At 40.3% G+C, this 22,030-nt stretch carries 20 protein-coding genes; 8 read left to right on the top strand and 12 right to left on the bottom strand.

All coding sequences use genetic code 11. The features are described 5' to 3' along the window. Window positions 1-90: 90 nt before the first annotated feature. From ACUR5C_RS04230 to ACUR5C_RS04210, 5 genes are all read right to left on the bottom strand, one after another. Window positions 91-405 (bottom strand): DUF7683 domain-containing protein, encoded by a 315-nt coding sequence (locus tag ACUR5C_RS04230; protein WP_454467114.1) that lies wholly within the window; start codon window positions 403-405, stop codon window positions 91-93. 384 nt (window positions 406-789) lie between these two features. Then, entirely contained in the window at window positions 790-999 is a 210-nt protein-coding gene (locus ACUR5C_RS04225; protein ID WP_454467112.1) for a DUF6316 family protein, read from the bottom strand. 211 nt (window positions 1,000-1,210) lie between these two features. Then, the gene (locus tag ACUR5C_RS04220) at window positions 1,211-1,480 is read right to left on the bottom strand and encodes a DUF4404 family protein (RefSeq protein ID WP_454467111.1); all 270 of its coding nucleotides are present in this window, start codon (window positions 1,478-1,480) and stop codon (window positions 1,211-1,213) included. 275 nt (window positions 1,481-1,755) lie between these two features. Continuing rightward, window positions 1,756-2,823, bottom strand: a complete 1,068-nt coding sequence (gene metA, locus ACUR5C_RS04215) for a homoserine O-succinyltransferase MetA (protein ID WP_454467110.1) — start codon at window positions 2,821-2,823, stop codon at window positions 1,756-1,758. Between the two features lie 174 nt (window positions 2,824-2,997). Beyond that, window positions 2,998-3,387 (bottom strand): hypothetical protein, encoded by a 390-nt coding sequence (locus tag ACUR5C_RS04210; RefSeq protein WP_454467109.1) that lies wholly within the window; start codon window positions 3,385-3,387, stop codon window positions 2,998-3,000. Window positions 3,388-3,660: 273 nt separating this feature from the next. On the opposite strand from ACUR5C_RS04210, the gene ACUR5C_RS04205 reads away from it, so the two are divergent. Beyond that, a complete protein-coding gene (locus ACUR5C_RS04205) occupies window positions 3,661-5,208 on the top strand; it encodes a PilT/PilU family type 4a pilus ATPase (protein WP_454467108.1) in 1,548 nt (515 codons plus the stop codon). 102 nt (window positions 5,209-5,310) lie between these two features. Here ACUR5C_RS04205 and ACUR5C_RS04200 read toward each other — a convergent pair whose 3' ends face one another. Continuing rightward, window positions 5,311-6,510: a CaiB/BaiF CoA transferase family protein gene (locus ACUR5C_RS04200; protein WP_454467107.1), complete on the bottom strand. Its 1,200-nt coding sequence runs from the start codon at window positions 6,508-6,510 to the stop codon at window positions 5,311-5,313. A 154-nt stretch (window positions 6,511-6,664) separates the two neighbouring features. Between ACUR5C_RS04200 and yaaA the strand changes: the two genes are divergently transcribed. Next, window positions 6,665-7,435, top strand: a complete 771-nt coding sequence (gene yaaA, locus ACUR5C_RS04195; RefSeq protein WP_454467106.1) for a peroxide stress protein YaaA — start codon at window positions 6,665-6,667, stop codon at window positions 7,433-7,435. Between the two features lie 138 nt (window positions 7,436-7,573). Here the strand turns inward: yaaA and ACUR5C_RS04190 are convergent, their stop codons facing one another. The 6 genes from ACUR5C_RS04190 to ACUR5C_RS04165 form a co-directional block, all read right to left on the bottom strand. After that, complete coding sequence (locus tag ACUR5C_RS04190; protein ID WP_454467105.1) at window positions 7,574-8,008, bottom strand: MgtC/SapB family protein; 435 nt, start codon at window positions 8,006-8,008, stop codon at window positions 7,574-7,576. A 24-nt stretch (window positions 8,009-8,032) separates the two neighbouring features. After that, a complete protein-coding gene (nhaA, locus tag ACUR5C_RS04185) occupies window positions 8,033-9,418 on the bottom strand; it encodes a Na+/H+ antiporter NhaA (RefSeq protein WP_454467104.1) in 1,386 nt (461 codons plus the stop codon). A 149-nt stretch (window positions 9,419-9,567) separates the two neighbouring features. Next, window positions 9,568-10,074 carry a Dps family protein gene (locus ACUR5C_RS04180; RefSeq protein ID WP_454467103.1) on the bottom strand — a complete coding sequence of 169 codons (507 nt, stop codon included), beginning with the start codon at window positions 10,072-10,074 and terminating at the stop codon, window positions 9,568-9,570. Between the two features lie 278 nt (window positions 10,075-10,352). After that, window positions 10,353-10,919: a hypothetical protein gene (locus tag ACUR5C_RS04175; protein WP_454467102.1), complete on the bottom strand. Its 567-nt coding sequence runs from the start codon at window positions 10,917-10,919 to the stop codon at window positions 10,353-10,355. A 62-nt stretch (window positions 10,920-10,981) separates the two neighbouring features. Then, window positions 10,982-13,831 (bottom strand): putative Ig domain-containing protein, encoded by a 2,850-nt coding sequence (locus ACUR5C_RS04170; RefSeq protein WP_454467101.1) that lies wholly within the window; start codon window positions 13,829-13,831, stop codon window positions 10,982-10,984. 75 nt (window positions 13,832-13,906) lie between these two features. Next, a complete protein-coding gene (locus ACUR5C_RS04165; protein ID WP_454467100.1) occupies window positions 13,907-14,131 on the bottom strand; it encodes a DUF6316 family protein in 225 nt (74 codons plus the stop codon). 379 nt (window positions 14,132-14,510) lie between these two features. Here ACUR5C_RS04165 and ACUR5C_RS04160 point away from each other — a divergent pair, with 379 nt between their 5' ends. The 6 genes from ACUR5C_RS04160 (at window position 14,511) to ACUR5C_RS04135 (ending at window position 21,990) form a co-directional block, all read left to right on the top strand. Further along, a complete protein-coding gene (locus ACUR5C_RS04160; protein ID WP_454467099.1) occupies window positions 14,511-15,779 on the top strand; it encodes an efflux RND transporter periplasmic adaptor subunit in 1,269 nt (422 codons plus the stop codon). Between the two features lie 59 nt (window positions 15,780-15,838). Beyond that, window positions 15,839-16,540: an ABC transporter ATP-binding protein gene (locus ACUR5C_RS04155; protein WP_454467098.1), complete on the top strand. Its 702-nt coding sequence runs from the start codon at window positions 15,839-15,841 to the stop codon at window positions 16,538-16,540. A gap of 12 nt (window positions 16,541-16,552) precedes the next feature. Beyond that, a complete protein-coding gene (locus ACUR5C_RS04150) occupies window positions 16,553-17,866 on the top strand; it encodes an ABC transporter permease (protein ID WP_454467097.1) in 1,314 nt (437 codons plus the stop codon). Between the two features lie 9 nt (window positions 17,867-17,875). After that, entirely contained in the window at window positions 17,876-19,081 is a 1,206-nt protein-coding gene (locus ACUR5C_RS04145; protein WP_454467096.1) for an ABC transporter permease, read from the top strand. Window positions 19,082-19,245: 164 nt separating this feature from the next. After that, on the top strand, window positions 19,246-20,610 hold the full coding sequence (locus ACUR5C_RS04140) for a sigma-54-dependent transcriptional regulator (protein ID WP_454467095.1): 1,365 nt from the start codon (window positions 19,246-19,248) through the stop codon (window positions 20,608-20,610). 45 nt (window positions 20,611-20,655) lie between these two features. After that, complete coding sequence (locus tag ACUR5C_RS04135; protein ID WP_454467094.1) at window positions 20,656-21,990, top strand: sensor histidine kinase; 1,335 nt, start codon at window positions 20,656-20,658, stop codon at window positions 21,988-21,990. Window positions 21,991-22,030: the final 40 nt, after the last annotated feature.

Raw genomic sequence — 22,030 nt, 5'->3', positions numbered from 1 at the left:
AGAGTTGCAAGCTAGCAGGACAAGTCAAAAGAAAAATAATTGTGAATAGATGTTTCTAATCGTCTTACGATAAGTAAATGCTAGCATCTTCTAATGGTTGGCTGTCTTGTGATTAGCCATATGAATAAAATCACACTCAATAAAATATTGATATTTATCTAACTTTAACTTTCTCGCACAAACTCTTTCAATAAACGCCTGTTGCTTTGAAGTCACACGATAGCTGAAAAGCATAGGGTTATCTGGTTCAAGTCCAAAAATTTGACGTAAATAACCTTCACTAACGGTGCTCAATGGAAATTGCCCTAAATATTCACAAGTTTTACTATCAAAATAGCGTATATGCCGCTTTGTCACCTGCATTTGCGGAACAACTTGTTCACCTTCCCGTAGCCTTAATCCCATTTTAACCTCCCAGCCAGTTGTGCTTATGGCCGCTTCTCATCCAACATTATTCATAAATTCTCAGCGTCTTATTTGATACTCATTAACCTTTGTTAATTGAATCAAATTATGCGCTCAGTTTAACTAGGGATTATTTCAAAACCATGAAAACAGCTATAAATGCTCTCTAATCAAACGCTTGGTTGTTTAGTGATATAACGGCTTAGTCAACCGAAGATACGCTCACTTTAAGGGGAATATTGTAATCAAAAAATCATCCCATGTGGCGATAAAATAGCCAAAAAAGCTAAGCCAAAGCGCAAACTATAGGCAAGTTCACAAAATGGGTGTTTTTATCCTAAAAGGCTAAATTTTTTAGTTATAAAAGTATTAGAGTCTTATAAATTAAGAAGCAGAGGTACTGTGGTGGCGATCATTAGGATACTGCAGTTGCAGCAGCGCAACGAAGCTTTGTAGGCTTTTCTCCGCATTTTGTTTAGATTGGTAAGGCCCAAATGATGCGCCTTGCCTGACTAAAAAATACCAGCCAGAAGCGCGTTGATAAATTCGTTCTTTACGAAGGTAATGATTTGGTTGTGTATCTTCCTTGCGCACACTTGCTCCTAAATACCCATAGCCTAATTTAGCGGCATTTTACACCTCAAAAGGAGTCATTGCCGAGAGAGATTTTTCACAATTGATGTAAGAAATATCTCAAAAAGCATGTGCGATATTGCCTAATTAAACCAACGAAAGCAGCCCATTAGCGAAAACTGGCCTTTACCGAAAACTGCCCCTTACGAAAAACTGACTAAAACAGTCAGCATTAAATTCCTATGGCCGACAATAGATTTGAGAAACGTCCAATAATACTGGTTAACTGCGGATGCTTAACTTTAAACTCTTCTGTAGGCTCCTTAAGGCGCTCTACCAAATAAAGTGCCGCGTTCATATCATTGCTAGGATCTTGTACTTGGCGCTCTAGCTCTTCAATGAGTGCGCTTAATGTATCGACTTGGTGGGAGTCAAGTTGCTCGTTAGTATCACGCTCTACTTTTAAGTCGTGTAAAATTTGTTGCAGTTCTTGCTTATGCATACCTACCTCACTTCACTTAACTTAACTTAACTTTTAAAAGTACCAACAACACTATCTAAAGTTAAAACATCTTGCAAAACATATCAATGCTCAAGCCTTATCACTAAAAATTGCAGACTGATCATTCTTCAAGCTGCGCAGCAACTATTCTTAAAGATTAGATGAGCCAACTTGGCTACACAAGCGATAGAATAAGGCATACTAAGTACCGCTCTTCTTATATCGACTGATTGAGTTGCTAAATATTATTAACACACCTAGCCGTCTGGCAATAGCTATAGATAAGCTAAAGGGCGTTCGGGATCAATGCCTTGCATAAAGGGAATTTTAGGATTGGAGTGAGTCACTTGGTAAACGCAACCTAACCAATTATTAAAGGTTGAAAGCGCAGTATCGCGCCAAGTATTATCAATTTCAGCTGCCAACTCTTTTTCTGGCCATTCAGGAAGTCGCTTAGTGCTTTGTTTACAGCGTTCTACGAGTTGCCGATACTCGATTAATTTTTTTTGTGTAGTGGCGTTAAAATAGTTTTCTGGAAATTCAGGAAACTCGGTTCGTTGCCCGTTAAACCAACGCTCTATTTCACGCTTATATTCTTTTAACAAGCTAAGGTTATCGTACTCTGGATGACCTTGAAAAAAAACAAACCTCAACCCATCGTGACTAACTGCCAAATGCACTCCCGCAGCTAAGCTCTGAGCCAAAACTTTAAGCCCTTTAGCTTCCAGTTGACGCTTTGAAACTTGATTAAACCGCGAGTGAGGCACATCAAACCGGGTATTAATATGGCGAGTCAGCGGGTGATCGACTGAGGTTAACCGATGCTCAAAAACGCCCCACTTTTTAGCTGGCATTTTTTCCCGCCGGATTTGGTATAAATATTCCAACACTGCATGTGACGCTAAGCAAGCACATAAAGTAGAGGTAACATGAACTTTGGCCCAATCAATCACCTCTGTTAATTGCCCCCAAAATACTTCACTTTGTAAATCCTTTGACTGAGGATTGGCACCAGAAATAATTAACGCATCTAAACCTTGTTTTTGTATCGACTTAAAATCTTCATAATAAGCATCGATCCAAGCTTGAGCATTAGCCTCTCGCGCAATTGCCGGTAGGGTAAATAAATGTACATAAATTTGTACCACTTGGTTACAGTCACCCACAAGACGCATAAACTGGCGTTCAGTCGCGCGTAAGGAAGCATCCGGCATCATATTCAATAGCCCAACATGCAGCTCTCGTATATCTTGCTGCTGCGCTTTATTTAAATCAAGCACGTCATGCTTTTCATCTTGTAAACGTTTAAATGTGGGTAATGAAGTGAATGCGACTAAGGGCACGAGAACCATCCAGACGTCTAAATAGCCAAATTCTAGCTTGAACCTGGCTGTTTTTAAAGTAACTTGCTTGTTTTAACTATCACCATTGGTTATATGTGACCTCGTTGGTGCGTGAGTTCTTCAAAAGCAAGTTATATAACGATTCCAAATGGACGCCACAAATGAGTTAAAAAATTAAAATAAACGTGGCGTAAAGCCAGGAAGTTTATCCAGTGATTGTAAAAATAATAATGAATCAACTTCCCAAACTTCAACTGGTGAAGCAACACCTTCGGGCAAGTCGTGATCGGGATTAAAGCGAGCAATTTTATACGCTAAATAAGACTCTAAATTTTTTAAGTGCAAACATTCAACTTTATTACTTAAGTTTGCAAAATCATAGAGTGCGTTTTCTTTAACAATAAAATGTACTTTCTTAGAGCGCTTATACGGACGGCTTGGATCATTGTTTAATAACCAGCAAAATTTCGCATGATAATCACCATTACGGTACTCAATTTCTAGTTCCGCTTGTTGCGGTAGCAGCAAAGTTAAAGTTTCTGTAATGAGTTGTGGTGAGATCATTTCCTTTTCCTTTTCCTTTTCCCTTTTAAACTCAAAAATACACCGTGACATAGAGAGTAAAGCGCAAGTATTAGCTTTTCTATGCAGACTATTGAGTCATATTGAGTCGGTTTAACCAGCCAGCTTTTGCTAAATTAGTCTAGAAACAACGCAGCCTACAGATAGGTTTAGCGTAATTTTTGTAACAAGGCAATAAAATTTACGCCCCCTTCTCTATGAATTTATCTCAAAAACGATTATTATCAGTTATCAATTGTTTCGCAAGGAGTGAACATGGATATTTTCGAACTTTTAGGTGCCATGGTATTTAATCAGGCTTCGGATTTATTCATTAGTGTTGACTCTCCGCCATTAATTAAAGTTGAAGGAAAAACTAAACCTGTTGGCGATCAGCGCTTAAATAGCCAACAAAACAGTGCGCTCATCTACTCTATTTTAAACGAAGAACAAATAGCAGAATTTAAATCAAGCTGTGAACTCAACATCGCACTTAACTTAGAGCGACTTGGGCGGTTTCGAGTCAATGTTTTTCAACAAAGCGGCGAACCAGCGATGGTAATCCGTTATATAAAAAAGAAAATACCTTCCATTGATGAATTAGGTTTACCGTCAATTTTAAAAGAACTGATTTTAAAAGAGCGCGGGTTAATCTTATTAGTTGGCGCTACTGGAACGGGTAAGTCAACCACCTTGGCTTCTATGATTGACTACCGCAACACGAATAAAAGCGGCCATATTTTAACAATAGAAGATCCTATTGAGTTTATGCACCAAAATAAACGCTCGCTAGTGAATCAGCGCGAAGTAGGAGTGGATACCCGTTCATTTGAAGTCGCGCTAAAAAATGCTATGCGAGAAGCGCCCGATGTTATTTTAATTGGCGAGATCCGCGATAAAGAAGCCATGAAAAATGCGCTCGCTTATGCTGAAACAGGGCACCTTTGCTTAGCCACCATGCATGCCAGCAGTGCTAACTTAGCATTAGAAAGAGTCGTTAATTTTTTTCCCGAAGAAGCTCACAAAACGATACTTCAAGATATAGCGCTAAATCTAAATGCCATTGTTGCGCAAAGACTCTGCTTGGGACTTAAAACCAAACGGGTTGCCGCTATAGAGCTCATGTTAAATACTCCCTTTATTCAAAAGCTGATTGAGCAGGGCCGAATAGATGATATAAAAGAAGCAATGACTCGTGCAAAAGGCAGAATTAACCAAACCTTCGATGATTCACTTTATAAGCTAGTAAAGGAAGGAAAAATAGCTAAAAAAGAAGCGATTAGAAAAGCCGACTCACCGAATAACTTAGCGCTTAAATTTAAGCTTGAAGATGGTAGCTCTGACGCTAATGAAAACTCTGAAGAATTTGTGTTAAACGAAAAAGCCCCGTTTGAACATTACCACACTTTTAAAATTTCTCCTTTAACCGTACGCGCCAAACAACCCGATATAAAGCAACGAATTAACAGCGCGCTAATAGCCGCAATGAGTCAAAAAGGTTTAGAGTTAAGTAGTCAAAAGCCCGACTTAGAAATTCAGTATGTGCTTGGGTTAAAAGTAGAAGAAGGTCTTGCACTAGAAAACATCGAAGGTAAGCAAAATAATATTCAACACTTTATACCGCAAACCAAAGAGCATGCCATGCTAGTAATTAATGTCATTGACAAGCGCATTAATAAACCCATTTTTCGGATAACAGCAATTAGAAAAGTAGCGGAATTTAGTGAAACACAGCAGCAACTAGACAAAGGTATTTATGAGCTACTAAAAGGTTTTCCGGTAGGAAAAAGCCACAAACTGGCACAGTCGAAACAAACAAGTTGAATTTTTTAGACTGTAACTTTCATGCGCTATCTCACCTTATAACGTCTAATAATTAATAGACTAAAGCTAACCCGCCCGCCTCTAAATAAAACACTTCGCAAACTACGCATTGCTGTCTAAGTCGATACCTAAAACATCTTTTAGCACTTGCGCGGTATCTTTTCCTAATTGTGGTGGAGCAAAATGGCTGTTACTACAGGCATTAGAAAACTTCACCGGATTAGCGATTTGAGGTATTCCACCAAAGTCAGCAGATTGCATTTCAAAAACCATATTTCGGTGTTTTACTTGCGGCTGTTGCAGGCTTTGTTGAATGTCGTTAACCGGACTACAGGGGATCCCTTTATTGGCTAGCGTCTTATTCCAATGCGACACAGTGTTTTCTATCAACACAAGCTGGACTCTTTTAACAAGCTCATGCCTGTTTTTAACTCGGGCTTGATTGCTGCTAAAGTCAGGCGATACTGCCAATTGGGCAAAGCCAAGTGCTTCGCATAGCAACTTAAACTGGTAATCATTACCAACGGCTAACATTAAATATCCGTCTGCGCACATAAAAGACTGATAAGGCACAATATTAGGGTGCGCGTTGCCTAGCCTTTGCGGGACATTTCCAGAAACCAAATAGTTCATGCCTTGATTAGCTAACATGGCAATTTGGCAGTCAAGCAGTGCAACGTCAATATACTGGCCTTGTCCACTTTGGTTACGGTAATTTAAGGCGGCTAATATTGCATTGGCAGCATACATTCCCGTCATTAAATCAGTTACCGCTACACCAACTTTCTGCGGCTCAGCATGCGGCACTTTTTCTGCTGGCTCTCCGGTAATGCTCATTAATCCACCCGCGGCTTGTATCATGGCATCATAGCCTGCTTGATTTGCCATTGGCCCGGTTTGTCCAAAACCGGTAATCGAGCAATAAATTAACTGGGGGTTAATCGCAGACAAGCTCGCATAGTCTAAGCCATAGCGCTTTAATCCGCCGACTTTAAAATTTTCTACAAGCACATCAGCTTCTAGCGCTAACTTTTTAATCAATTCTTGGCCGCTCTGACAGCTTAAGTCAATTGCCAGCGAGTGCTTTCCACGATTTGCCGCTAGGAAATAAGCGGAGACCCTTTCACCTTTGTTTTCAATAAAAGGGGGCCCCCAACCTCGGGTGTCATCTCCACTATTTGGCTTTTCTATTTTCCACACTGTCGCCCCATAATCAGCTAATAACTGAGTAGACCAAGGTCCAGCCAGAATTCGGCTTAAATCTAATACCTTGATTCCTTTTAATAATGTATTTTTTGACATATCAGACTGCACTGTTTAAATACCCTTTACCCTTACGGCTTGAATTTTCAACTTAATAGATTTTAGCTATTAAGTCACCTTAAAATCCGCAGCACCAAAGCTTAATTTTTGCTATCCTAGCGCCCTCGTTTAAAACCTCAGCCAAGTAGAGCTAATGATTACTGTTATTTCACCTGCTAAAAGCCTTGATTTTGATAGTCCTTTGGCAACAAAACAAAAAAGCCAAGCGCAATTTTTAGCGCAGTCAAAAGAGTTAATTTCTCAACTACAAAAGCTTGCACCTCAAGAAATTGCTAGTTTAATGAAGCTTAGCGATAAGCTAGCAAGCCTTAATTTTGACCGTTTCCAAAACTTTAAGCCGACTTTTACTCCCAATAATGCGCGCCAAGCAGTACTCGCATTTAGAGGTGATGTTTACCAAGGCCTAGATGCTGACTCATTATCAAGCGACGACTTTAAATATGCGCAAAAACATTTAAGAATCTTATCGGGTCTTTATGGGGTGCTGCGGCCGCTCGATCTTATTCAACCCTACCGGTTAGAAATGGGCACTCGTTTTGAGAATAGTGCGGGGAAAAACCTATATGAATTTTGGGGTCTGCAGCTCAATCAATTTATAAACAAAGAATTAAAAAAACATGCCAATCCTACGTTAGTCAATTTAGCGTCTAACGAGTATTTTAAAGCAGTTAAAGAAAAGCAGTTAGAGTTCCAAGTTGTCACACCGGTATTTAAAGATTTTAAAAACGGCCAATTTAAGATTATCAGTTTTTTTGCGAAACGTGCGCGAGGACTCATGAGCCGATTTATAATTCAGAATAAAATAGACAACCCCAAGCAACTATGTGAGTTTGATTTAGATGGGTATTATTATGATGAAAAGTCGAGTACTCCTAATTCTCCAACGTTTCTGCGTAAACAATAGACTAGGCATTAATTAACGCTAAATCGTTCACTACGGCTACAGCATGACGTATTTCGAGTTAATCGGATATCGTTTAAGTTAGCATCGTGTCTTAGATTTAAAGTTTCCCTAAACTTTAAATCTAGCGAGTCTTTAGCGTTACTCTTCTTTCGACTCTTCCGACTTAAACTGTTTTATATAGCGCAAGGTAACAAACCCGATTAGCGAAACTAACAAAGCAATTTCAAAACGGCTAAATGCGACCGCAACACCAATTAAGCCGGTATTCCATATACTAGCAGCCGTAGATGTACCAATAATATGGTCTTTGCTTTTTAAGATAGCACCACCACCAATAAATCCAATCCCCGTAATAATCCCTTGTAAAACTTTTGATTCAGCGCCCGTACTATCTAGCACCGACATACCCACTAAAGAGTATCCACAAGCGGCAACCGCGACTAAAGGAAAAGTTCTTAAACCCACGCCGTGTTTGGTTTGGTCACGGTCAAACGCAATAGGTAACGCAAACAAATAAGCAATCCCTAAATGGATAAGGTTTGTTAGCGCATCATCAAAACTAAATTCAAGCATGGTACTTCTCCTTAGTACTTATAACTATTCAGCATTTTTTGCTTTTAGCCTTTGAGAGCTGGCTTTTAATAATATATAGACTCCAGCAACTCCGGCAATCAGTGAACCACATAGAACGCCAAGCTTGGCCTCTATTAATAAACTCGGGTGACTAGAAAATGCCAGAGAGGCAATAAATAGCGACATGGTAAAACCAATACCTGCGAGTAAACTTAAGCCAAATAATTGAGTGAAATTCATGTCTTTAGGTAAAGCGACCCACGCAAGCTTAACACCCAACCAAGCAAATCCACTAATGCCTATCGCTTTACCAAACACAAGCCCAAGGGCACAGCCCAAGAAAACACTAGAGGTCACTATATCATTAAAGTCTGAAGGCAGAACAACCCCTGCATTGAGCAGTGCAAAAATAGGCATTATGCTATAACTGACTGGCTTTTCTATGCTTTCTGTCCAACGCTGCAATGGAGTTGCAGCTTTAATTGTAAGCTCACGTGCTTTCTCATTAAGCTTATGTTGCTGCTCTTTTTCTAATATTGACTTATCTTCTTCATCAATTTTTTCAAACCGATTAAGTAACTTCTTCATGTAACGTAAATACCAACCCGTTTCTATTTTAGACTTAGTCGGAACTAGCAATGCCGCTAATACGCCAGCTGTAGTCGCGTGCACCCCAGAGTTATGAATAAACCACCATAAAAAAATACCACCAATAAAATAAATTAAAGCATGACGAAGCCCTAATAGATTAGATAAACCAAGCAAAGCAAGTACGCCACCGGCACTAGCCAGCGCCGCGCCATCTATTTGCTGAGTATAGAACACACTAATCACCAGTACTGCGCCAATATCATCAACAATAGCCAACGCAGATAGAATAACCACGGCACTCGATGGAACTTTTGATCCCAATAAAATTAAAATGCCGATAGCAAAGGCTGCATCGGTTGCCATGGGAACCCCCCAACCGCTGAAAGCACCTTCTATCCCGTTTACATTTAACCCAACATAAACCAATGCAGGTACAACCATACCACCAATCGCCATTAGCAGGACTAAACTCGACTGTTGAATATTTTTAAGCTCTCCCACCAAGAGTTCGCGCTTTATTTCCATGCCTAAAAGAAAAAAGAACAAAACCATTAATCCATCATTAACCCAATGCTTTAAGCTATAGCTCAAGCGCCACTCACCTAGCGCAATTTCTAGTGGAAGATGATTTAATGAAAAATAGAAGTCTTTATAGTCAGAGTTAGCCCAAAGTAATGCAATTACTGTCGCGGCTAATAGACTTATTCCTATGCTAGATTGGCGCTTAAAGAAGTTTTCAAACGGTGACTTAATAGCCGAAAACTCCTTCTCTAACAAAGCAAAATCTTTCTGTTTGGTAGGAATATTATTTTTCTTCATTACCTCTGCCTTAGCTTTTTAACGCATTTAAAATTAATAACTTTGATATAAAAAACCGGTGTTTCAGCTTTATCGAAAATTTAGAGCGATAAAACGCCCCTAGAAAATTGAATAGCTGGCTGCGGCACAGCAACCAGCTAAGGGTTCAACTAAGAAATTAATGACCGCAGCATCCAGGCGTTTTCTTCGTGCTGCCCAATACGTTCGGTAAGTAAATCGGCGGTTTTAACATCTTTAACTTTTTCAGCTTCTGTAACTGCCGCGCGCAGCTGTTTTGCAACTAGCTCATTGTCCATCATTAATTGTTTGATCATTTGCTGGGCATCGGGCGTTCCATTTTCTTCTTCAATCGACGCAAGTTCACTAAACTGTTTGAAGCTACCTGGCGCGGTAAACCCTATCGCACGAATTCGCTCCGCTAAAATATCGATGGCTTCCGCCATATCTTCATACTGAGTTTCAGTTAATTTATGCATACCATAGAACATTGGTCCTACAATATTCCAGTGAACATTTTGAGTTTTTAGGTAAAGTAAATAGCTGTCTGCGAGCCCTCTTGAGAGTAACATTGCAAGTTCTTGTCGGTCGTTTTGCTGTACTCCAGTGTCAGATTTCAATTGTTGTGGTTCGGTATTCGAAATAGCAGTTAATGCCATGTTGAGCTCCTCCATATCAATTTAATTAACATCTCTATACACCAATAAGCAGATATAGTGCCAAGATTACCTAGCTCTTCTAAAGACTGCAAAATCACTAGCATTAGGCCATAGCGCTTAAGCTTTAAACGTTAGTGATAAAAAATATTACAAGGTGAATTGAAAAAACTACACGCTACTATTGGCAGGTACGCTTTACTTTTAAAAAGGCGTCAATCAGTGGAAATTATAATTAATACTAATATTTCAGTTAGGGTTAAGCTAAATAAGCTATCGGTTTAAGTGATACTTAACGTTTGATTATTAAGGGTTGAGATCAACGAGGCAAGCATCACAATAACGATGAGCGAGTGAATCCAAATATTTTTAATAAAGCTTAAAGCGAAAACCAATAGAGCAAATATCCACTGATCCAAGTTAAAATAATTAATCTCTTTGCTCGAATCAATTGAGTACATAACTAGTGGGATGGTAATTAGATATAAACTGATAAACGGGAAAAATATCACGCGCTGGCTTAAAAAATAATGCCACATATTAATGCCAGCATTAGGCAAGCTTCTAGGTAATACAGTGGCACAAAACATAAATGTTAATAAAGGCAACAATGACAGCACTAAAAGTTGACTTGCTTTACTAATTTTTAATTTCGAATTAATGTCGAAAAAGCCCCACCAGCCGTTAATAATCATCAGAAAACAGGCCAATGCCCACAGCAAAGGAATAACATGAAACTCAACTTTTTTTCTTTGCTCTAATAAACGGTAAAGGCTTGTAAGTAACTCAGTTGCACAAAGCCCATAAATCAAACCGACAAAAGGAATAACATATTCAAACTGCTGCAAAACAAGCCCTCAATAGTTTAAAGCGACAACACCATAAGTTGTTTTTGTTACCTTAGTTTATCTTATTTTTTAGCTCGACTACGAGCCAACTTTTGGGTGTAAAACAACAAAAACATTATCCAAATCAAATAAAAATCACCGCCGCCACCACTACTCGACTGAGGGGGCTCTTGAGCTTCGACCACATTTATTGTCACCTGACTAGAGAGGCTTAACTCACCATCAGAAACATTAATCAAAGCAACGCTGCTGCCAATCTCAGAGGGTGTTCCAGTAATTAGTCCTGTTTCAGAAATCATTAAACCTACAGGCAAACTATCAGAACTAAAGCTAAGTTGATCGTCGTTAGGATCGTCAAAAAAGGCTTGAAGATTGATAGATATCGCTTCATTCTGCGTCAGTTGTTGTGCACTGATTGTTGAAGTTAATGTCGGCGCAAGATTTACCACATCTGTAAGTTGAGTTTTAAAAGCACCACGTCCGTAGGTAAAAGCAAACAAACTCGACTTAAGCTGGTGCCTAACATAGACCAATTTTTCAGTAGGCGCATTAGGCAGTCCGCTAGTTAGTGGCTGCCAGTTAAGTCCATCATCTTGACTTATGTAAACCCCAATATCATTCGCTACGTATAAAGTGTTAGTGTCATGTGGCGCAATAATAATATCATGAGTTGGCAAATCAGGAAGTCCGGCAGCGCCAGCTTGATCTATGGGGTTCCATGTAACCCCTGCATCATAACTTAGCCAAGCATGTATTTGTCCAAATGTGGATACGGTGGCAGCAACTTTTTGTGGATTATTTCTATCAAAGTTAATTGAAGATATATAGCCGTCAGCAATTTTAATATTTTGCATCACACTATTGGCATTGCCACTGAGCGCACTTAGGTGGCGATAAATGGTTCCGTCTGTTCCGCCAGTAATCACTAAGTTAGAGTTACCCGGTTGAACCGCTACCGCTGAAAGTCCATTGATATAATCCATGTTATATTCGTTGGTACTAACTTTACTCCAGTTTTCGCCTTGGTTGTCTCCGCGCCACAAGGCCAACCCAGCGAGCCAAATTCTTGAACTGTCATTAGGATCTAATGTAAATGGGGTAATAAAAAGCCCAGGCGCATCAAAATTACCGCTAATGGGCACGCGCACATTATCACCGTCTTGAATGTTGATGCGAACTAGATTGGCATATTGAGAAGAAACATACACGGTATTAGGATCATTCGGATCAATAGCGGAATAAGAACCGTCGCCACCATTGATTCTTTCCCATTCACCACTTTCAGAGCGCCACTGTGTGCCATTATCTTGGGAGCCGCCTATCAGCGTCTTGCCGTCACGAGAAACAGAGCCATGATAAAATTGAGTCACAGCATAGTTATTATTTAAAGAACGCCAGTCAATTTCACTCGTATTAGGGTTACAGTTGTTAGAAGCGGCGGCGGCATTCGCATTTTCGGTTATCCAAATACCACCATCATTGGTAGCAAATACTCTTTTTTCTGTCACGCCATCATAATTTGGATGAAAAGTAATTAAATGGTGGTCTCCATGAATGTAACTAGGCTCATCCTCGTCAGCCCACCAAAATGACGCAAGTTCAAAATTTTCTCCACCATCAACTGAGCGCCATAAATCTAAACCGCCAGTCCAAAGCCGGTTTTCGTCTAAAGGGTCGACGGTCAACAAATTGTAATACCACCCGCCACCGGCAATTCGTCCATCTTGATATTGACCGGTGTTACTACAATCAAAAACATAATTAGTTGCCGAAAACAAGCTCCTATTGTTGAAGTTGCTTGCATTATAATCGGTCACTTTAACCCAGTTAGTACCACCGTCACTGGATCGATACAGCCCGTTAACGCCATAAGGATAAGGTCCAAATTGATTTTGAGCTGACAGTGCATAAACTTTATTAGGATTAGACGGGGCATACGCTAGGGTTGTTCTGCCTTGATTAGGCTCTGCTAAAACGCTGCTCCAAGTTTCGCCGTTATCACTACTTTTAAAAACCTCACCGTTTTCAAAACTGCCACAAGCAGCAAGTAACTGGTTAGGTGAACTTGTGGGTTGAATTTCTACTTCTTGACACCCACCGGTACGGCTTCTTTGATCTAATACCAAGCTCCACTCTAGTCCAAGATCATCCGAGCGCCAGATGCCGCTAATCGCAGCGGCAAACAAGGTTCCATCTTGCGCTGCTCGAATTCGATTAACAAACTGAAACTCTGCATTATTTAAAGTTTGGCTTACTGGTAGCCAGGTTTCTCCGTTATCGATTGAGCGGTAAATGCCGTTTCCTTCAACTCCTCGACTGCGCACAATCGGCCGACCAACGTATACGCCCTCACCAGTTCCAGCAACAATAATATTAGGATTGTTAGGCGGTATAGCAAGTGACACCACAGCTAAGTTTTCTAAGTCATCGGAAATAGGAAACCAGCTTTCACCAGCATTAAGTGTTTTCCATACCCCGCCAGAAACACCGGCAGAATAAATAGTCTCTGGATTCTCAGGATGAAAAACTAAGCTACGGGTTCGCCCACCAACAAAGTTTGGACCTAAGCTTTCCCACGGCTCAGCAGCAAAACTACGATGTTGTGCAAGGTAAGCCCTTTTCTGCTCAATCGCTGAAGTATACAGCGCAGCGCTATTAAATACCGGCTTATTGCCAAACCGCTTAGTCGCGAAGTATTGATCAGGGCCTTCCGGAGTTTGCGCTACTTGAGACTGTTTTTTGACATTTTTAAGGTGACTAGCAAGAAGTTTTGAGTGATGTTTTTGTTGAGGCGACTCTAAATTTAGCGTGACAATAATACCGACCAAAGCAATACCACTGAAACAAGCGCCTAACTTTAGTAAAAATTTTGGCTTGAATAATTGAGAAAACGATTTGGCCAGAATGTTCATTGGATGTCTCCTTGATCCCTTTTTCACCATCATAATGAGAAAAAGGGCAAAAAGCCAATCCATTAAAAGCTGGAGTTATAATTGCATTTGAAAGTTATTACGCTCTAGCTCAGACTCTATTTTAAGCACTTGCATAAAAACGCTTAAATCTCGCTTTGCGTCTACTTCAGAAGCGAAAGGGCCGTGCAGCTTGCCTCCCCTCACTTTATAAAATATACCAAAATCGTTAATCACAAAGCGTTGCGTCTGCATAAATGTTTGACTGGAAAGATCTTGGCGGCGGTTACGAATATTTTTCACGTGAATTCCTTTTTACGAACAATCAACTAGCGATGAGATAGAGCTTCGGCGCTACTCTATCCCTACTAAGTAACTCCTTAGAAACTATTTTAATCAATCCCAACCCAGGTTTACAGTGAGAAAAGCGCTTCCTTTTGTAAGCAATATCTCAAAAGTAGGTAAGCAAAACTGCCAAGCCATAAATTTACTCGCTTACCGAGATCTAACTTGTCCAGAGTGTCCGAAATAGTAGAGTCGGACACTGTCCAACTTATATAAACAGCCTAAAAACCACTTACATAAAAACAAAATCTCTTTAATAACAGTGCCTTAGCGCTCAACCATAAACTGGCACGCTCTCTGCAGTACTACTTGCAACGTTTATTGGAGCCACACAAAAATGATAAAAGATACTTCATCACAAGATGTCATCATCACTCCGGCAAGGTCATGGAAAGGCAACGCGATGAAAGCGCTAATGGCCATTATCTGCCTAATACTGGTTGTTATTGCATACCCTAGCATTGCTAATTGGTCCTCTTCTGATTTGAGCATAAGTGCTGAGCGAGTCCGTTTAGCAAAGGTTAAACGTGGTGACTTTACGCGCGACTACGCACTCCAAGGAAATATTGTGGCAGCACACAGTCCAAAACTATACTCCCCAGCACAAGGCCATGTAACTTTACTGGTCAACCCAGGACAAACCGTGGTACGAGGCGAATTAATCGCACAAATTAATAGCCCAGAACTCAACAACCGCTTGCTGCAAGAAAAGTCCAAGCTAGAGAGTTTACAAATTGAATTAGAGCGCACCCGAATAGAAGCCAAACAAGCCCAAATTAGAACTTCACAACAAATTAAACTTGAAAAAGTTGTCTTAGAAGCAGCGAAGCGAGAAATGCGAAGAGCAAAGCAGTCGATAACGATTGATGCGATAAGCCAGATTGACTTTGAGAAGGCAGTAGACGACTTAAAGCGCGCGGAGCTAAAGTACGAATTTGCCGTAGAACAAGCGGGGTTAGAACAAGAAAAGTTAGCTTTCGAAATTAAGACACGCCAATTTGAATATAACCAATATCAGTTGCTAGTAGACAATACCAGCCGCCTTGTTGAGTCGCTAAATATTACTGCGCCAGTTAAAGGCATTGTAGGCTCATGGGCTGTTGAACAAAAGTCTGCAGTACAAATAAATCAAGCATTACTAACCATCGTCGACCTTTCAACATTTGAAGTCGAGCTGGATATCCCGGAGTCTTTTGCCGATGAAATAGGAATTGGCATGGATGCTTACGTCACCTACAACAATCAACAGTACCCGGCGCGCATTGCGAGTATCTCACCTGAAGTTAACGACAATATCGTCAAAGGACGTTTGGCATTTAGCGAGCAAACTCCCCCGGGAATTAAACAAAACCAGCGCGTCTCTAGCCGAGTTATTTTACAACAAAAAAAGGATGTTTTATTTTTGCCGCGCGGTTCATTTATTCAACACCATGGCGGCAAGTCTATTTTCTTAGTAAAAGATGGTGTCGCAGAGCTTAAAGAAATTACTTTAGGTGCTCACAGTATCGACAAAGTAGAAGTGATTGCTGGTTTAACCGAAAACCAGCAGGTCATTATTTCTAATACTGACTTTGTGCAAAAAGCACAAAGACTCACACTAAATTAAAGATCAAACCAAACAGACAAATTTAATAAACCCAGTCAACGTAAACTAGGATGAATTCAATGTTAAAGATGCAAAATATAAAAAAAATATTCCGTACCGATTTAGTTGAAACACACGCGCTTCGCGACTTTAGTTTAGAGGTTAACGAAGGTGAGTTTGTTGCAGTTACTGGCCCCTCGGGTTCAGGCAAAACAACTTTTTTAAATATTACCGGCATGCTAGATACATTTAATTCGGGTAGCTATTTATTAGATGACAAAAATGTAAGTCAACTTAGTGACAAACAGCGTTCCAAACTAAGAAATGAAAAAATTGGTTTTATTTTTCAGAGTTTTAATTTAATTCCAGACTTAAACCTATTTGATAACGTTGACGTTCCGCTCAGATATCGAGGGTTTAGTGCCAAGCAACGACGTCAACGCATTGAAACCGCTTTAGAAAGAGTTGGCCTTTCATCTCGCTTAAAGCATCTTCCTTCGCAGTTGTCAGGCGGTCAGCAGCAAAGGGTTGCCATTGCGCGCGCACTCGCCGGAGAGCCACGCTTTTTACTTGCTGATGAGCCCACTGGAAACCTAGATTCTCTTATGGCACGCCAGGTAATGCAGCTACTCGAAGAAATCAATCAACAAGGAACCACAATTATTATGGTTACTCATGACGCAGAGTTAGCGCGTCGTGCACAAAGAAATATCCATATTGTCGACGGTCAAATTAGCGACTTTAAAGATCTTTCACCGGTATTAGAAACTGCACAAGTATAGGAGCCAGTCGTAATGTTTAACTACTATTTAAAATTGTCGTGGCTCAGTATGAAACGAACGCCAATGCTGACCCTATTAATGATTTTTGCAATAGGGCTTGGCATAGGCGGTAGCATGACAGTATTAACTGTTGATTATTTAATGTCGCAAGATCCAATCCCAGAAAAAAGTCAGCAGTTATTTCATGTTCAGCTTGATAGCTACAACTTAGGAAACACCGCTAACTCTCCCGATGGACTTCCTTCGCAACTCACTTATCAAGACGCTGTTAATTTACTTTCGTCGAGCATTCCCACCAAACATACTCCACTGTTACGCACAGGGTTTGCAGTTATCGATGAGCGCGAAGGAAAAGCGCCATTTTTAGAATCAGCACGCGCCGCCAACAGTGACTTTTTTGCGATGATGAACGCCCCTTTTCTGTTTGGTTCGGCGTGGGCAAGTGAAGTTGATCAAAACCCGCGCAAGCTAGTTGTAATTGGAGAAAGACTAAATGACACATTATTTAATGGTAAAAATAGTGTTGGACAAAAAATCAACTTAAACAAGCAATACTATACGATAGTTGGCGTTCTCAAACATTGGGAGTTAACGCCTAGATTTTATGATGTTAACAACCATCCATTTGCTGAAACGGAACAAATTTATCTGCCTTTTTCTCTCCTTCCAGTAATTGAAGCAAAAAGTTGGGGCAATAATAATGCTTGGAAAGTTGAAGACGTTTCAACCTATGCTAAAAAATTACGCTCTGAAACCTTTTGGATTCAATTTTGGGTACAGCTTGATACCCAACGGCAACAACAAGAATATAGAGACTATTTAGCTTCTTACATTGAGCAACAGCGCGCATTAGGTCGATTTGAAAAGCCCGACGCACGCTCTGATATAAAGGATGTTAATCAGTGGATGACGCGCAATTTAGTGGTGAGTGATGACAACCGCGTGTTAGTGGGGCTTTCGTTTATGTTTTTGGCTGTATGTATGATTAACACACTGGGCTTGCTGTTAGCTAAATTTCTTAAACGCTCTGCAGAAATTGGCGTGAGGCGAGCGCTTGGCGCAAGTAGAGTACAAATTTTTATTCAACATTTAGTCGACGTAGGTTTAATTGGTGCTGCCGGAGGAATACTTGGATTACTGATAGGCCAGGCAGGGTTGTATGGCGTTAAGTCGCTTTACTCAAATTATGAGCGACTCGTGAGCATGGATATTACCCTCATTTTAATGGCAATAAGCATTGCCTTAGGCGCTAGTTTAATTGCCGGTCTTTATCCTGCTTGGCTAATTTGTAGAACCAATCCATCCGTTTATTTAAAAACTCAGTAAGGAAGCAGCATGTTAGAAATAAAGCCCATATTAAGTACTTTGTTAAGACAAAAAAGCCATACTTTACTAGTCATCTTTCAAGTTGCGATCACTCTAGCAGTTGTGGTTAACGCAATCTTTATTATTAAGCAAAGAACTGAAGCAATGAATTCAAAAAGTGGCATTCCCGAGCAAGAGCTTATTACTTTTGCGCTCAACACATTTGATGAAAATGCTGATTTTGAATTTAATTATCGAGCAGACGAAAATGTGCTTAAAGCGCTTCCCGGCGTTGTCGATGCCTCAGTCATGAATGCAGTCCCTTTAGGCCGTGGAGGAGACTCGTCGAGCGTCGCCCAAAGCAATGAAGAATTCGCTAATCAAAATAGTCTGGGAGTCGCTTTTTACCGCGGCGGAATCAATATGCTGAATACTTTAGGGGTAAAGTTAATTGCTGGACGAAACTTCAATCTCGATGAAGTAAGCCTGCAAACTGGGAACAATATCCCAAACGTGGCAATCATCACCCAAAGTTTGGCACAGCGTCTGTTTCCAGATAAGAGCGCATTGGGGCAAACGATTCATTTTTGGGATTCAGATATTTTGGTGGTCGGCATTGTAGACTATTTAGTTAGTCCTTGGGTCAATCATCCACACCATGAAAAAGCGGTACTTATACCATCCGTTCCGCCACGTGAATTTATTCGAATGATGGTTAGGGTTGAAAAAGGTGAAGTCGATAGAATCATGGGGCAAATTGAAGAGACCTTAATTAAACGCGATCCTAACCGGGTTATTTTACAGATTAGACCCATGACAGAAAATCGAGAGTTAAGTTACCAAAACGATGCAGCTATGACCAAAATCTTAATGGTGGTCAGCTTGCTGCTTATATTAATTACCGCTTTAGGAATTATTGGACAAGCCAGTTTTAGTATTAACCAAAGAATTAAACAAATAGGAACACGCAGAGCACTAGGCGCGTCAAAAGTAGATATTCTTCGCTATTTTATTACCGAAAATATTCTAACCACTCTATGTGGACTTAGCTTAGGTATAATACTCGCCATTGGGCTTAACGTTTACTTAGTAAATACTTTTCAGTTATCCCCAATTGAGTGGTTTTATATACCAATAGGCATGCTGATTATGCTTATAACAGGCGTTATTTCAGTTTGGCTGCCTGCTCATAAAGCCACCCTAATTCCGCCATCGGTTGCAACCCAAAATATTTAGCTAACGAGCGCGGTAGCACCCAACTTAAACCTATTGGTTGTAGTGCTACCCGCTATATTTAGGGTAATATGCAGTAACATTAAATTGATACAATAGTATTTAAATCGCTTTAATTAGCTCTGCTGTTGGATTTAAAGAATAATCAAAAAAAGGCTACCTTCTGTATGAGTCAAATTTTACTCATTGACGACAATAATGGCATTGCTGATGCCTTAGAAATACTTTTTTCATTATATGACATACGTTGCGTGCATGCCGATACGCCCGAGCGTGGTATGCAAATGCTCAACACCCACGTGATAGATCTAGTTATTCAAGATATGAATTTTAGCGAAGACACTACATCAGGCAATGAAGGAAAAACGCTATTTAAAACCATCCAGAAGCACTACCCTGATCTACCTGTCATTTTACTCACCGCGTGGGGCAACTTAGAAATGGCCGTAGAATTAGTTAAACAGGGCGCGGCAGACTATATTACTAAACCTTGGGATGATAATAAGTTAATTACGACCGTTAAAAACTTAACTGAGCTTGGACAACTCCGCCAACAAACCAATAACCTTTTAGCTGAAAAGCAATCTCAGTCTAGCAGTTTAGCTAACCAGTTTGATCTTTGCGGTACGATTTTTAGTAGTGACAGTATGCGGCAAACACTGTCTATGGCAACTCAAATAGCCCAGTCTGAAATACCGGTATTAATCACTGGCCCTAACGGCAGTGGTAAAGAAAAGATTGCAGAAGTTATTCAGGCAAACTCTCCGGTGAAAGCTAAACCTTTTATCAAAGTCAATGTTGGCGGGCTACCTTTAGATCTCTTAGAAGCAGAGTTATTTGGCGCCGAAGCTGGTGCATTCACCGGAGCCAATAAACAGCGAGTTGGTCGCTTCGAAGCAGCCGACGGTGGTACTCTATTTTTAGATGAAATTGGGAATTTACCTTTGACAGGTCAAGTCAAACTATTACGGGTTTTACAAACCGGCGAATTTGAAAGGCTTGGTAGCTCCGTAACAAGAAAGGTGAATGTGAGAATTATTAGCGCGACCAATGCCGACCTTTTAGCCGACATTAAACAAGGCAAATTTAGAGAAGATCTTTACTACCGCCTCAATGTAATAGAAGTTAAAGTCGCTCCGCTATGCCAGCGAGTTGATGACATTTTGCCTCTGGCCTTGAGCTTTTTACAAGAGAACCTTTCACTTTCAGAGCAAGCAGAGCAGCTATTACTCAGTTATCAGTGGCCAGGAAATGTACGAGAGTTGCAAAATGTCATAAAAAGAGCCAATATTCTCGCGAAAAATAATAACGTCACGGCAGAAGATCTTGGCATTCATTGCGATACTCTGCTGCCAGTTGAAACTGAAAAAGTTAGTCCTAAACCTCTAACCGAACCAACCGCTCAGCAAATTAAAGATGCGTTACAGCTCTATCACTATAATATTTCACAATCTGCTAAGTCGCTAGGGTTGAGTCGGCAAAGCCTATATCGGCGTATGCAAAAATATGATATTCCTGCCAGTGCCAGTTAATGTGCAACACAATGATTAATTTAAATTCGCGACAAAGGAAGCAGCTTGAAAATTAGAATTAGCATTGAAGCCCAAATAGTCGCCATCTGCTTAGCCGCAATACTGCTGTGCGGTATATTGATTGCAGGACTTGGACTTTTATTGGGTAATATTCTCGGAGCCAGTTTAATCGGTGTGAGCATTGTTTCACTACTAATGATTGTCTTTATCCGTGGATATACTAAGTCCATAAATAAAACTCTTAGCGCAATTCATTCTGGATTCTTTAACTTCTTAGATAATGAATTTAGTGTTTCATTAGCGCAAACCCGTAATGATGAGCTGGGAGATTTAATTGATATTTATAACCGAGTAAGCACGACTCTAAGACAAGAGCGAATGCATGTTTACCAACGGGAGCTTTTACTCGACACCGTAATTCAAAGCACTCCACTAGCGCTCTTCTTAGTTGATTCCAGCGACAAGCTTATATACAGCAACAGTGCTGGTCGCCACTTATTTAACCATGGAAAAGCGATTAATGGACTAAATTTTAGCCAGTTAGTTGCCAAACAACCCTCTCCTTTTGGACACGCGATTCATTCGCAACTTGATGGCTTGTTTACGATTGAAAAAGGAGACGCTAGCGAAACTTACCACATCACTCAAAATCGTTTCTTACTTAACAGTAAAGAAAATAAACTCTACTTAATTAAACAACTAACTAAAGAAATCAATCGTCAAGAAGTCAACACTTGGAAAAAAGTTATTCGCTTAATTAGTCACGAACTTAATAACTCATTAGCGCCTATTTCATCACTGGCTCATTCTGGCCAACTACTAAGCCAACGAGAAAACCAACCTAAAATAGAAAAGGTTTTTAATACCATCGAGGAGCGAGCTAGGTATCTTAAAGATTTTATTGAAGGCTATGCAACTTTTGCCCGTTTACCCACACCGAGAACCGAATTAATCGCACTCGATAGTTTTTTGCACAACCTTACTCAGATCAAGTTAGCCGAAGTCATTAACGACTCATCGGAGAAACACTTTTACGCGGATCCCGCTCAGTTACAGCAAGTGATCATCAACTTGCTTAAAAATGCTCACGAATCTGGCTCACCAGTTGAAGCAATTCAATTAGTTGCTAAAGTTAGCTGCCAAGTTGCCGAGTTTCAAATATTAGATGCTGGAAAAGGAATGACAGAGAAAGGACTACTTAACGCTTTAATGCCTTTTTACTCAACTAAAGCTGGCGGTACCGGGTTAGGCTTACCACTGTGTAGAGAAATTGTTGAAGCTCACGGTGGCAAACTTATTATTAACAACCGTATACCGCAAGGCCTCCAAGTAATCTTGTTACTACCTAACACCCCCAGTAAAACCACAAGCCACAATTAATCAATAAGCTAAGTTGTGGCGAGCGAATTATCTGCAATTA

This window comes from Aliikangiella aequoris, assembly GCF_053709105.1.
Note: the sequence above shows the minus strand (reverse complement) of the source record. Positions and strands in the feature narration are given on the sequence as shown.